At 59.4% G+C, this 13,710-nt stretch carries 12 protein-coding genes; 11 read left to right on the top strand and 1 reads right to left on the bottom strand.

Going from position 1 to position 13,710, the window contains the following annotated elements:
• Positions 1-38: 38 nt before the first annotated feature.
• The 8 genes from V2B23_RS07320 (at position 39) to V2B23_RS07285 (ending at position 6,912) form a co-directional block, all read left to right on the top strand.
• The gene (locus tag V2B23_RS07320; protein ID WP_033235260.1) at positions 39-485 is read left to right on the top strand and encodes a GlcG/HbpS family heme-binding protein; all 447 of its coding nucleotides are present in this window, start codon (positions 39-41) and stop codon (positions 483-485) included.
• A gap of 136 nt (positions 486-621) precedes the next feature.
• Positions 622-1,341: a TenA family transcriptional regulator gene (locus tag V2B23_RS07315; RefSeq protein WP_045066006.1), complete on the top strand. Its 720-nt coding sequence runs from the start codon at positions 622-624 to the stop codon at positions 1,339-1,341.
• A gap of 87 nt (positions 1,342-1,428) precedes the next feature.
• Positions 1,429-1,779: a Rieske (2Fe-2S) protein gene (locus V2B23_RS07310; RefSeq protein WP_033235258.1), complete on the top strand. Its 351-nt coding sequence runs from the start codon at positions 1,429-1,431 to the stop codon at positions 1,777-1,779.
• Entirely contained in the window at positions 1,776-3,017 is a 1,242-nt protein-coding gene (locus tag V2B23_RS07305) for an NAD(P)/FAD-dependent oxidoreductase (RefSeq protein WP_430949761.1), read from the top strand. Before V2B23_RS07310 ends, V2B23_RS07305 begins: the two co-directional genes overlap by 4 nt.
• Positions 3,017-4,456 (top strand): aldehyde dehydrogenase family protein, encoded by a 1,440-nt coding sequence (locus tag V2B23_RS07300; RefSeq protein ID WP_430949760.1) that lies wholly within the window; start codon positions 3,017-3,019, stop codon positions 4,454-4,456. Before V2B23_RS07305 ends, V2B23_RS07300 begins: the two co-directional genes overlap by 1 nt.
• Before the next feature lie 38 nt (positions 4,457-4,494).
• Positions 4,495-4,884 (top strand): Rieske (2Fe-2S) protein, encoded by a 390-nt coding sequence (locus tag V2B23_RS07295; RefSeq protein ID WP_430949759.1) that lies wholly within the window; start codon positions 4,495-4,497, stop codon positions 4,882-4,884.
• Positions 4,881-6,470 carry a gamma-glutamyltransferase family protein gene (locus tag V2B23_RS07290; RefSeq protein WP_430949758.1) on the top strand — a complete coding sequence of 530 codons (1,590 nt, stop codon included), beginning with the start codon at positions 4,881-4,883 and terminating at the stop codon, positions 6,468-6,470. Before V2B23_RS07295 ends, V2B23_RS07290 begins: the two co-directional genes overlap by 4 nt.
• Positions 6,463-6,912 carry a RidA family protein gene (locus V2B23_RS07285; protein WP_430949757.1) on the top strand — a complete coding sequence of 150 codons (450 nt, stop codon included), beginning with the start codon at positions 6,463-6,465 and terminating at the stop codon, positions 6,910-6,912. Before V2B23_RS07290 ends, V2B23_RS07285 begins: the two co-directional genes overlap by 8 nt.
• 46 nt (positions 6,913-6,958) lie before the next feature.
• On the opposite strand, the gene V2B23_RS07280 is transcribed toward V2B23_RS07285, so the two are convergent.
• Complete coding sequence (locus tag V2B23_RS07280) at positions 6,959-7,870, bottom strand: cation transporter (RefSeq protein WP_430949756.1); 912 nt, start codon at positions 7,868-7,870, stop codon at positions 6,959-6,961.
• 127 nt (positions 7,871-7,997) lie between these two features.
• Here V2B23_RS07280 and ggh point away from each other — a divergent pair, with 127 nt between their 5' ends.
• The 3 genes from ggh to V2B23_RS07265 form a co-directional block, all read left to right on the top strand.
• A complete protein-coding gene (gene ggh, locus V2B23_RS07275; RefSeq protein ID WP_430949755.1) occupies positions 7,998-9,335 on the top strand; it encodes a glucosylglycerate hydrolase in 1,338 nt (445 codons plus the stop codon).
• A gap of 62 nt (positions 9,336-9,397) precedes the next feature.
• On the top strand, positions 9,398-10,144 hold the full coding sequence (locus V2B23_RS07270; RefSeq protein ID WP_430949754.1) for a glycoside hydrolase family 25 protein: 747 nt from the start codon (positions 9,398-9,400) through the stop codon (positions 10,142-10,144).
• A 963-nt stretch (positions 10,145-11,107) separates the two neighbouring features.
• On the top strand, positions 11,108-13,710 hold a 2,603-nt coding region (locus V2B23_RS07265; protein ID WP_430949753.1), incomplete at its 3' end, for an isopeptide-forming domain-containing fimbrial protein.

Here is a 13,710-nt window from a genome sequence, read left to right as displayed (position 1 = left end):
AATCCATCTATCAGCCCAACCAACACGACGGAGACGATATGCACCAAGTTCACCGGATCACACTCGACGATGCTTTACCGCTGCTTGCCGCCGGACGTGCGAAGGCAGAAGAGATCGGCGTCAAGCAGACACTGTGTGTTGTCGACGACGGGGGCAATGTGCTTGCACTGCACAGGTTGCCAGGTGCACGTTTGACCGGAGTCGACATCTCGATCGCCAAAGCCTTCACCGCCGCAGGACATGAGCGCGCGACGCACTTGTTCAACGAGGCCCCGGATGGTCCAGCCCTTCCCGGCAACGAAGCATTCGGCATCAGCCACATGCTCCCCGGTAAGTTCGCCGTATTCGTCGGCGGATTCCCCTTGCTGTACAACGGTCAGATTGTCGGGGGAGTGGGTATCAGCGGCGGAAATGGCAAGCAGGACAAAGCAGTAGGTGCCGCCATGCTTGCGGAGTTCGAGGCGCTCACGTCTGCCAACGTCTGACAAACTCGTTCGAAAAGTGCACAGTGCACTCGAAAGACGTTGATATTCGGATCTTTTGACCATAGTGAACCGCCGCAACGCCTATTACCGTCGGCAACGAATCATCTTCTAACATCAAGAAAGAACGAGGCAGATCATGACCGAACTCTTGAACCGCGAAGATTTCCGCGCAGCTCTCGAAGGAGCGCTGGTTGGCCGCGAGGCCGCAAACGCTTCCTTCAGCAAGGCATGGGCAGATGGAAAGCTCGAGAAGCGCCACTTCGCGCGCTGGGCCGAAAACCACTACCACTACGTCGGACCGTTCGCCGACTACCTCGCGAACATCTACTCGAATACTCCCGACACGTTCACCAATGCCAAGGACTTCACTCTCCAGAACATGTACGAGGAGGAACTGGCAGATATTCGCCATACCGATCTGTTGATCAAGTTCGGTGAGGCATGCGGCACCACTCGTGAGCAGATCGAGAATCCGTCCAATATGAGTGCCATAACTCGCGGACTACAGTCCTGGTGCTACGCCGTTTCCCAGCGTGAACACTTTGTTGTCGCGACGGCAGCGCTGGTTGTCGGGCTGGAATCACAGGTCCCGAGTATCTACAAGAAGCAGATAATTCCGCTTCGAGAAGTATACGGATTCACCGAGGACGAGATCGAATTCTTCGAACTGCACATCACATCCGATGTCGTGCACGGTGAGCGCGGCTACCAGATCGTGCTCGACCACGCAGACACCCCGGAGTTGCAGGCCCGCTGCTTGCAGCTGGTCAAGTGGGGTGCGGAAATGCGATTCAGCTACACCAAGGGACTCTACGACACCTATGTGGCGTCTGACCTCGAACTCATCACTGCCTGAAGCTGATTGATTGTCCCGGCGGGTGGCGGAACGGTGACTCCGCCATCTGCCGAGTCGATCGAATTCTCGAGTTGTCGAAGGGAAGACATGGATACGAACTGGACCGCCGTCGCGGCCCTGCGCGACCTCGGAAGGCGCACCAAGTTGCGCGTCGAGGTGGGCGCGACCGCGATCGCACTCTTTCAAGCCAACGGGCGTATCTATGCGTTCCGTGACCTGTGCATACACGCCGATCGCTCCCTCACAAAGGGCACGATTCTGCATGGGCGGGTGATCTGCCCAGGACACCAATGGGCTTTCGACCTCGAGTCCGGCTACGAAGAAGACCAAGACCTCTGCCAACCGACCTATCCCGTAACCGTCGCAGACGACGTCATCTACGTGGATTTGACACCGCGCACCGTTGTGGCGTCCGAACGAGAACAGGCCTTGTCATGACCGCAACCCTCGACACCATCGTCTCCATCGGTGCGGGACAGACTGCCGCAGTTGCAGCACGTACGCTGCGCCGCAGGGGATTTGACGGCCGTATCGTGTTGATCGGCGACGAGAACCATGCGCCGTATCAACGGCCACCTCTGTCAAAGGAATTTCTTGCCGGTACGGAGTCGCTCGACTCCCTCATGCTGCTGCCGCCGTCCTGGCGTGAAAAGAACCACGTGGAATTGTTGACCGGCACTGCGGCGAGTCGCATCGACACAGGCGCGGGCGTCGTCGAGTTGGCTGACGGCCGTACGATCGCGGCGGACGCGGTGCTCATCGCAACCGGTGGTCGGCCACGTACGATGGCCGTCACCGGACCTGCCCCGGAACGCACGCACTATCTCCGCACTATCGACGATGCACAGCGCTTGTCGACCCACCTTCGTCCGGGAACGCACGTAGCGCTCATCGGCGGCGGATTCGTGGGTCTCGAAATTGCCTCGACAGCACGAAGTCTGGGTTGCGAGGTTACGGTCATCGAACGAGCGCCGATCCCGCTCGCTCATATCGTCGGCGCAGAAATGGGCGCCGTCTGCACCCGATTGCAGCGCGACAATGGAGTGCACGTCGTTACCGGCGTCGACGTCACGGCGGTCCACACCGAACAGTCGGAGGTTCGCATTTCGCTGAGTTCGGGTGAGATCGTGAGCGCCGATGTTGTTGTCATCGGAATCGGAATCGAACCGAATGTAGAGATCGCACATGCATCGGGACTGGCCGTCGACAATGGAATAGTTGTTGACGTGCAAGGACGTACAGCAACGCCTAACGTTTTCGCAGCCGGGGATGTCGCTTCACGCTATTCCGACAGGGCGGGACGCCATATGCGGGTCGAGCACTTCGACAACGCCAGCAGGCAGGGCGCAGCGACGGCAAACCTGATGCTGGGTCGCGAAGGTGTCAACGATGCACCGCACTGGTTCTGGTCCGACCAGTTCGGCGTCAATCTTCAATTCACCGGCCGTGCCCAACATACCGAGATCGTCACGAGAGGCAACGTGCACGACGGAGGGTTCACAGCATTCTATCTCGATGACGGAATTGTGCGTGGGGCATTCGCGCTCGACCGCGGCGACGACATCGGGGCAGCGCGTGAGCTGATCGGCAAACAGTGCAGCGCAGACCGGTTGCGAGACATCGACATTGACCTTTTTGATCTGCTGGATGACGAAGAATTGGCGGCGAGCAACTGATGGGCCTGAACTATATCGACGGTAGATGGGTCGCTGCACAATCCGGCGCGACGTTCGAGCGTCGTAATCCGGCTGATCGATCCGATGTAATTGGCACATTCCCGGACTCCGGACACGATGACGTCGAAATTGCCGTCTCCGCATTGATCAAAGCAGCCCCGGCGTGGGCTGCGACCGCACCCGAACGTCGTGCAGAAATTCTGGAAGCTGCTGCGGCGAACCTTGAATCGAATGCGGCGGCTCTCGTCGATGAACTCGTTCGAGAAGAAGGCAAGACTCGCGCAGAAGCGACCATGGAAGTCGGGCGTACCCCGATGAACTTGCGCTTCTATGCGGCCGAGGCTGTTCGCACTACCGGAACCACATACCCGTCGCCGGGGGAAGGTCTGGTGTTCACCGTCCGTGAACCGGTCGGCGTTGTTGGGGCGATCACGCCGTGGAACTTCCCGCTGAACATACCGTCACGAAAGATCGGACCGGCACTTGCCGCCGGAAACGTGCTGCTACTCAAGCCATCCGAGTTGACTCCCTTGATGGGGCAGCGTCTTGTCGAGGCACTACTTGCCGGTGGGTTGCCTCCCGGGGTTATCGCGTTGGTACAAGGATCAGGAAAGGCAGGTGCCGCCGTGGTTGCAGACAGCCGCGTCGATGCCATCACTTTCACGGGGTCCACCCAGACCGGACGGGCGATCCACGCCGCTGTCGGCCCGGAACGGCGCAGTCAGCTCGAGATGGGCGGCAAGAATCCGGTTGTAGTGCTGGAGGGTGCCGATCTCGACAAGGCAGCCTCATTGATTGTGAAGGGCGCCTTCGGGTTATCTGGCCAAGCCTGCACCGGAACAAGCCGCGTTGTTGCGGTTGAGGCCATCCATGATGACCTACTCAGCAGAGTTGTTGTACTGGCACAGAAGTTGGTCGTCGGGGCCGGTGGCGACGAGGGCGTCACGATGGGTGCGTTGGCAAGCGCAGGACAATACCGAAAGTTCTTGGACTATGTTCAGGTAGCTCTGGACGATGGAGCTGAATTGATCTGCGGTGGAGGACCGCACGATGACGATGCTGATGGTTTCTTTGTTACCCCAACGGTTTTTTCAGGCGGAACACCCGAAATGCGCATCGTAACCGAAGAAGTATTCGGTCCACTATTGGTCTTCTTGCGCACCGAAAACTTCGACAGTGCAGTCGACCTCGCAAACAATAGCGAATACGGATTGAGCTCTTCGGTCGTAACCAACGACATTGCAACAGCGTTGGCTTTTGCCGCTCGGACGAAGACGGGACTGGTGAAGATCAATCAACCCACGACAGGCATGAGTATGAACGCGCCGTTCGGTGGATTCAAGGCGTCGAGCACGCAGACCAACAAAGAGCAGGCCGGCGAATCGATGATGGGTTTCTACCAGCGCGAGAAGACGATTTACCTGAGCGGGCTCGCATGAGCGCCGCCGACCACAGCACAATCGTAGAGGGGACCGTCATGGAACCAGAGAAGACCGCAGCAGATAATGTCGAGTTCGTCCGCGTAGCTCGGTCGGGTCAGGTGACGGAAGGACTTGTCCGTCGATTCTTTTCGGGCGAGCACGAATTCGCCGTCGCCCGACTGGACGGTAAGGCGTACGCGACGTCCAACTACTGCACACACCTTGACTGTCTCCTGTCTTCCGGCAAACTCGTAGAGGACGGCATAGGTTGTTCATGTCACGGCAGTGTCTTCGATCTGGAGACGGGTGAGCCGGTGTATCCGCCGGCCACGGTGGCTATCAAGACATACGCCGTCGAAGAACGAGAGGGAGACATTTTCGTCGGGTTCGACCCATCGGACACGACATCAGCGCCCCGCCGACGTGCAACCCGCGGCCTGACATGACCACAAGGCCACCAACCCTCTCGACAAGGGGCATGGTCTCTTCCAGTCATCCGGCAGCCAGCACGATCGGTGTGCAGGTTCTCGCCGACGGCGGCAATGCGATCGACGCGACACTCGCCATGGCGGCAATGACATGGTTGGCGCTGCCAGGACAATGCGGAATCGGTGGAGACGCCTTCGCGGTAGTGCGTGAGCCCGACGGACGAGTCTGGACGGTCGGAGGAAGTGGATTCGGGCCAGACGGTGGAGAGACGGATTTCTACACAGATCAAGGTTTGACCTCGATTCCCTTGGACGGACCCCTCGGCGTTGCCGTACCAGGCGCCCCTGCGGCCCTGGCAGCACTTCATGCCAATGGGGCGACACGTTCTCTGTCTGACTTGTGGGAACCGGCGGCAGGTAGCGCCGAACGAGGATTACCGTGTTCAGCCAAGACCCTCCTAGATATCCGGGAAGCCCATCTGGCGATTGCGCTGGATCCCGGCCTCGCCGCTGTCTATCTTCCCGGCGGCGGGTTACCTCATGTGGGACAACAACTCCCCCAAATTGATCTAGCTCGAACGATTCGCTCACTGGCGTCCGATCCTGCGGACTTCTATCTCGGATCCTTCGCTCAGAAAGCTGTGTCGACACTGCGTGAACGTGGGGCGCCTTTCAGCGGTAACGAGTGGGCGGATGGATTCAAGGTCGACCCGGAACCCGCCATAGCCGGTACTTACGCGGGTGCGGTGGTATATCAGACGGCGATGCCGACGCCAGGCTGGATGGTTCTTCAGCAAGCCGCTCTGTGCGACCGTGTAGTCGGGTACTCGCCATGGATGGCGGCACCCGCGATCGACAGATTGGTATCGGCGGCCCGCCTCGCCTTCGAGGATCGCTTTGCACTGTGCGGTAGTGACAATGACGAATGGAGAACACTGCTGCTACCCGACACCGTGGCCCGATCGAGAGCATCATTGGATGCGAAGTCGAGGCGACGGGAGTTCAGTGTGGCCGGCGGGGACACCACGTCGATTGTCGCCGTCGACTCAGACGGACGAGCGGTCAGCTTCATTCATTCCCTTGCCTTCACGTTCGGTTCCAAGATCACGGTCCCGGGTACGGGGGTAGTACTGAACAACAGATTCGGTCGTGGTGCGTATCTGATTCCAGGGCATCCAAATTCGGCTTCGCCGCGACGTAAACCGATGCATACTCTCAATGCTTGGATAGCAGCAGACACCGCGGGGGCACTGCTCCACGTGGGTAACACCCCGGGTGGAGACGGGCAGGTCCAGTGGAACATGCAACTGCTGTCCCATTTGCTCGACCACGGACTCGACCCGGCAGAGGCTGTGGCGGCACCGCGATTCACGGTTTACCCGGGCAGTGATTCAGACGTGATCGGTCGGGCCGCTGAGCTTCGGTGCGAATCAAGGATAGGAGAGTCCACGTTGTCCGAATTACGTAGTCGAGGACACGATGTGACGCTCCAGGGAGCGTGGGATGGTGGTGGCAGCGCTCAGGTGATTTCACTCGATCGTGAGCGGGGGCTACTCAGCGGCGCAGCCGATCCTCGACAGGAAGGGATAGCTCTAGGTGTCTGACATTTCGTTAGTGCGAGGGCCCGTGCCGCAGGGACAGTACGTGGCGGCAACAGTTCACGACTCGACGGCTTACAGCGCGGGGATGACACCGCGCATCGACGGAGTCCTCCAAGTGTCCGGAGTTGTCGGCGATTCGGTAGACATTGCGGATGCGGCTACCGCTGCGGGGATGTGCGCTCGGAATGCGCTCACCGCAATTGCTTCGGTCGCAGGAGGGATGGATCGAGTCGAGCGCTGTCTACGCATGACGGTGTATGTGGCTTGCGCGGACAACTTCTTCGATCTGTCGGCAGTAGCCGACGGTGCGTCGGCGGTGATCGCTGAAATACTCGGTGGGGAAGCACTTCCCGTCCGTGCCGCAATTGGCGTCAAGAACCTTCCGTCAGGCGCTCCTGTGGAAGTCGACATCACGGCCGTGGTCGATATGAAGCCTCACGCATAGTCGGTTTGGCTCCGTGAGACCTCGCATCGAGCGAAATATGATGGGTCTACAGCATCAAGGCAGGGTCTGTGGTCAGTTCGATGTTGAGCCACGGTTCGTACGGCAGATCAGCGAGGTGTTTGGCGAACGTGCGTCGTACCGCGTCTTCGTCGTCGATTTCCCATGTATGGGGAGGGACCATGAACATGGCTTCGATGTACAGCTTGCGGCCGACCTTGCTCATCGTCAGGGCTGGTTCATCCAAATCGAATTCATCGCGAACAGCTGCGATCGCGTCGTGGACATGCGCCTGAACCTGTTGGCTGGGAGCACCTTCGAGCAGCTCTACCAGTGCAGTTCGCAACAGGGCCAAGGGTTGTGGGACCAGCATCGCACAGCCGATCAGGACGAGCACCGAGTCGACATATCGATCGGCGTCGGAGAAATCGGTGCGTCCCAGGATCATTGCGACAACAGCGCCTACGGCAACGAGAGCACTGAAGGCGGCCGACGCTCCCCACTGTCTCGCCTCGGCAACCAGGAGATCGGATGTGCGGTCGGCCTTTCCGACGTAGCGCCAGATCAGTACGGACACAGCTGCACTGATCGCGCCGTAAGCTGCGAGCGATCCGGCGGTCACATCGGCTCCGCCGGCCAGGATGACCCGCACGGCCTCCACGGCGGCGTACGCCAGCGTCGCCAGCAATGCCATACCCTGAATTGCGATCACCACCGGAATCAGGGCTTCCTTGCCGAACGGGAAACGCGCCGTCGGGCCTGAATCTGCGATCCGGGAGACGCGCAGCGACATCCAGGTCAGAACCATGCCGATCAGGGCATACACACCGTCGAGCAGGATTACCTGAGACTGCGACATCCACCCCCACACCGCGGCCAGGACTGCCAAGGCTGTCGCAACCATCAGCGAGTAACGCAGGGTCGTGCGCTCGCGCTCTGCTGACTCTTCCTTGATGCCCATGAACCGCAACCGCCTTGTCAGTTGAGTAACTTCTTCCCGTAGGAATACCAGCAAAGTGGTCCAGAGAAAGACTCACCGCGCCACTCCGATGAGCGCAGAAGCCGTACTCGACGCAAAATAGACTTCTATGGCCGACCGTGGATTCACCCCGACACAGCTCGCTGCCCGAGCCGCGTATCTGCTGCGCGGTAATGATCTGGGCACGATGACTAGCGCTGCTCCCAAGCTTTATCCACATATGTGGAGTTGGGATGCGGCGTTTGTTGCCGTCGGATTGGCTCCGTTGAGTGTTGAGAGAGCCGTCGTCGAACTCGATACCTTGCTTTCCGCGCAGTGGAAGAACGGAATGATTCCGCACATCGTTTTTGCAAACGGCGTCGACGGCTATTTCCCCGGCCCGACGCGTTGGGACGTCAACGCGTTGGCTGCACATGCGCCGATCGGCACGGCGACATCCGGGATTACCCAGCCGCCAGTACATGCGATTGCCGTGCAACGAATCCTCGACCATTCGCGCCGTCACGGCCGCACGACGCGAGCGATTGCCGAGGAGTTCTTGGATCGGCGGTGGAATGATCTGGTTCGGTGGCATCGCTGGCTTGCCGAGGCACGAGATCTCGACGGTAATGGCCGGATAGCGCTCTATCACGGCTGGGAATCGGGGATGGACAACTCTCCACGGTGGGACACGGCGTACGGGAATGTTGTTGCGGGACAAGTTCCTGCGTACCAGCGAGCTGACCTTGCTGTTGTAACGGACCTGACGCAACGTCCCAAGGATCACGAATACGATCGCTATCTGTGGCTGCTCGAAGAAATGAAATCGGTGCGCTACGACGACCAACAGCTTTCTACCGCAATGAGTTTTGCGGTCGAGGACGTATTTGTCTCAGCTGTCTTCTCTATGGCCTGCGATGTCCTGGCGACTATCGGCGAGGAACATTCGCGGCCGAACTCCGATGTGCGAGATCTGCGTGGTTGGGCAGACCGGTTCCGTCGAGGTGTCATCGCTACCACGGACGAAAGAAGTGGCGCTGCAAAGGATTTTGATCTTCGGACCGGGCGCTGGGTGAATACCGAGACCATCGCGATGTTTGCGCCGTTGCTGTGTGGTGGGCTTGGTCGCGATGCCGAACGTGCGCTGTTGCGAACATTCGAGGGTCCCAAGTTCTGTGGGCATCCGGACATGAGATTTGCCGTGCCGCCGTCCACTTCCCCGGTGTCCGGTGATTTCCGTCCGCGTGAGTATTGGCGTGGGCCCGTCTGGCCGGTGATCACATGGCTCTTCTCGTGGGCATTTGCGCGGCGTGGATGGGCTGAACGGTCGTATGTTCTCCGGGCCGAGGGCCTCAGGCAGGCCAGTGACGGCAGTTTTGCCGAGTATTACGAACCCTTTACGGGTGAACCGTTGGGCAGCATGCAGCAATCCTGGACGGCGGCAGCGGTTCTCGATTGGTTGGGATGACCAAAGTCTGAACAGTTCGTGAAACAACAGACAAATCAGGCATCAGTCCCTACGCTCGGAGAATGGCCGAGCGACGCTGCGTCAGGACCTTAGGCAAACTAACCCCGATCGTGATGGCTGCTGCCGTTGCGTTGACGGCCCCGGGTCTCGCTGCGGCGGATGCTCCCCGCGGGCCGGACGTTTCGTCTTGGCAGCATGTGGATGGAACTGGAATCGACTGGTTCCAGGTTCGGGCGTCGGGGCACGAGTTCGCGATGGTCAAAGCGACGGAGTCACTGAACTACGTCAATCCGTATTTCGTTCAAGATTGTCTACGCATGCGCGTTGCGGGCGTCGCGCGCGGCGCCTATCACTATGCGGACGTGCGAGCGTCACCGGAAGCGCAGGCTGCGTTCTACGCGGCGATGGTCCTCGGTATCAACGGTCCTGGCGATTTGCCGCCCGTCCTCGATCTCGAAGACGCAAAAGGGTTGCCGGCATCGCAGGTGATCGACTGGACGCACCGGTACCTGAACACGGTCCAGGCGCTGACCGGACGGCAGCCGATTATTTATACGTATCCCAACTTCTGGCGCACGCAGATGGCGAACACCACGGAATTCAACCACTACCCGCTCTGGATAGCCGATTACAACGGTCAGAGCGCTCCGGGGCCCTTGCCTGGTGGGTGGTCGAACTGGACCTTCTGGCAGTACACGAGCACTGGGCGTATCCCGGGGATTGTCGGTAACACCGATATCAATGTCTACAGCGGCGCGCAGGGTGACTTCGGCCGTTACTCCAACAGCGTGGGGCTCGGCAGCAGCTAGACGTATGCGACGGCGCACCCTCGTGTCCTTTTCGGGTCCTCTGACCCTGTTCGGTACCGTGCGCGGCCCCTTTCCGCGCCTGATCACGCGTGGCCGATTGGTCCGTATGTAGCTCATCGGTTACGAGAAATTCAACGGAACGGTAGCCGGAATCGTTGAACACTCTGCTAGCTAGATGGGGTCAAATAGTAGCTAGGGTGCGAAATGAACTGAACTTCCACCTGGAGATATTCACAAAACGGACCTGTAGTTTGGTCTGTCCAGGTGGTTATCTACACATGCGACGGACGTATTGAGCCCTCGCCATCCGTCTATCGGGGCTTCTTCCCACTTCGTTACCCCAAAGCCTTGAATGAGTTGGCCGCGATCGTTCACTTGATTTCGGCGCGTTCGGACGGGCTACGTCACGATGATCGATTGTGTGTGTTCTGGGTCGAACTTCCGTCACTGTGGCCCATTCAACAGGGATTATAGATTTTGGTCATTTGTCTAGGTCTAGCGTGCGTCCGCACATTTCAGCGACCCGGTCTATCCAGCTAAAACGCCGCTTCGAGTCGCGTATGACCTAGTGGCGGCCCAATGTAGTCGGATTGTCCGGTTGACCAAAGGTGTCGAGTGCGCCTTGTCCGATCTACGAAGGAAAACGTCAATCGGTCTGCTTTGTCTGACTTTCAGTGGGCAAGCTCCCGGTTATCTGTTATCTTGATCGAGATAACTGGAAGATTGCTCTCGATTTGCATGGATTTCGAGGGCCAAAGTCCTGCACAGGACGGCTCTTCCAACACGCAGGTGTTACCCGAAGAGGAGCTCGAATGGCAGGACCGGCAACAGCGTCCGGTGCGAGGTCGATCAGTCGAGAAGCGGCACACCGACCCGAACCAACCGATCAAACGGGAGTTCGCGCCATCGCTCTCGCATCTCCGTCCACCGAATATCGATCAGGCACATCCTGGGGAGCTAGAAATGCCTAACGACTTACCGCCGACAAGGTCGGCCATATTCACCGCAGGGCTGCCGCCCTGGGTGCGAGCGTGGACGGTGGTGTGGACCACCATCGCGATGATTCTCGGTATCTCCGGCGCGACGGCAGTAGTTGCGTCAGCGCAACCGGCCGCGACGCTCGGCGGTCCCGTTCAGGCTCAGGCGCCGGCTCGCGCCGCTGTTCTTCCGGACGAACAGCCTGCAAACGGCTGCGCGTTCAGTGCCCCGAACACCGGCCCTTTCTCGCAGAACATCTGCTGGATCGACATGTCGGCGCTCAACGAGGCCACGGCTACTTCCGCAGCCGGGCAGCCGATGGAAATTCAGCTCACCGAGGGCTACAAGATCAAGTTCAACGCCTTCCTCACCGACTCGGTGGCAGGAAAGACGCACCAGGGAATCGTAGCGTCGCCTCTTCCCACCTTGGACTACGCGGCTCTAGGGTCGTCCGCGTACACGGGTGTGCCGAAGACGATCAAGCCTGCGATCTACCAGAAGTCCTCCGTGAATGGACAATCCGGTGGAACGGTGTCGCTGAAGAACATCGTTATGACGGGGCCGAACGGCACGGTCCTCAACTACGGCCTCGTGGCCGCTGACGCCGAGTCGACTGACGCGAACACGTCGACCGATAAGGAGTTCCTGACCTTCAACTCGGACAAGCCTCTTCGTCAGATCGCACGCACCGTCGGTGCGGGTGATCCCGACTACCCCGGAATTCGCGCCTGTGACGGTGGACTGACGGCTATGCCCGCCACCACCGTCCGATGCGATTCTTGGAACCTGGTCAACAACCAGGAGTATTCGCCAGGAACTTTGGTTGTTGCATCGACCGCTCCGACCAACTTCGCAGCAACATTCGGTAATACCGTTCTGGCTACCTCACGTCAGGGTCTGGCGTTCGGTGTCCTGCTGTCGAAGGTCAAGATCGACAAGGAACTCACGCGTGTCACCCCCGGTGACGATTTCACTATCGGCATGAGCACCGGGCACCACGCTAACGCAGGTGCCGCTGCAGCGACCGAGATCAAGAGCACCACTACCGGCGCTACCGATACGACGGCATCGACTGGCTGGCGGACGCTCCTCGCAGATACGACACCTACTCCCGTCACGTTCTGGGAGAAGCCCACTACCTCGGCGACCAAGACCGCGAACTACGCGACCTCATGGGATTGCCAGGTAAACGGTGTGACCCAGACTCTCAAGGTCGGTGACGTTGCGCAGGCAGCACTCACCCCGGGTGACAACGTGTATTGCAAGGTCAAGAACACTCCGGTTCTCGTAAAGAAATCGTCGTCACCACCTACCGGTGAGACGGTCAATATCGGCCAAACAATCACCTACACACTCAATTTCGAGAACCCGGGTACTTCCCCGGCAACGATCGACTACACGGACTACCTTGCCGACGTCATTGATGACGGAACGGTTGCGGTCGGTGCTGCTACAGGCGGACTCACCGCCGCATTGAATGGCGCCGACAAGATCAAAGTCGGCGGCACGTTGCCAGCCGGCGGCAAAGGGACAGTCACATACACCGTCACGGTCAAAGACGGTGGCAACAAAGTCCTGAACAACTACCTCGTCCCGGGGACGACAACTCCCCCGACGACGTGTGATCCTGCAACCAATCTCTGCACGACGCATCCCATGCCTGGTTTCACGTTGACGAAGACTGCCGACCCGGCTTCCGGTTCGACGGTGCAGTCCGGCGACACAATTACGTATACGGTCACCGGTGCAAACACCGGTAAGACGGCCCTCGCGCCCACCACGATCACTGACGATCTGGGCGCGGTTCTCAATAACGCCACTGTTGTTCCCGGTTCGCTGAAGGCGACCGTCGACGGTGCTCCTGCCGCTGCTCCGACTTTGTCGGGCAGCACTTTGTCGTGGTCCGGCGATCTCCAGGCCGGTAAGTCGGTTGTCCTGACCTACCAGGTGAAGGTCAACGACGGTGTTGCTGCGGGCACGGTCTTGAACAACAAGGTCACGGGTACTGCAAAGCCGCCGACCGTTCCGGCGATCGCTCCTCCTCCAGTGGAGACCAATCACTCCGTTCCCGGTTTCACATTGGTGAAGACTGCTGATCCGATTTCCGGTTCGACGGTTCAGGCCGGCGAGTCGATCAAGTACACCGTCACCGGCACCAACACCGGTAAGACGAAGCTCGATCCGGTAAAGATCGACGATGATCTGAGTGCGGTTCTCAATAACGCCGCTGTCGTTCCCGGTTCGCTGAAGGCGACCATCGACGGTGCTCCTGCCGCTGCTCCGACTCTGTCGGGCACCACCCTTTCGTGGACTGGTTTTCTCGAAGCGGGTAAGTCCGTCGTTCTCACCTATGAGGTGAAGGTCAACGACGGTGTTGCTGCGGGCACGGTCCTGAACAACAAGGTCTCCGGCACCGCGCAGCCGCCGACCGGTCCGCCGATCGCTCCTCCCCCAGTGGAGACCAATCACTCCGTTCCCGGCTTTACAGTCGCGAAGACTGCGGATCCGGTGTCGGGTACCAATGTTGCTGCTGGTCAGACGATCACGTACTCGGTGACGGGTGCGAATACGGGTAACACGACTCTTGA

Origin of the sequence: Rhodococcus sp. 24CO (assembly GCF_050586165.1) — a bacterium.
GTDB lineage: Bacteria > Actinomycetota > Actinomycetes > Mycobacteriales > Mycobacteriaceae > Rhodococcus_F.
The sequence above is the reverse complement of the archived record's forward strand: the minus strand, read 5'-3'. Positions and strand labels throughout refer to the sequence as shown.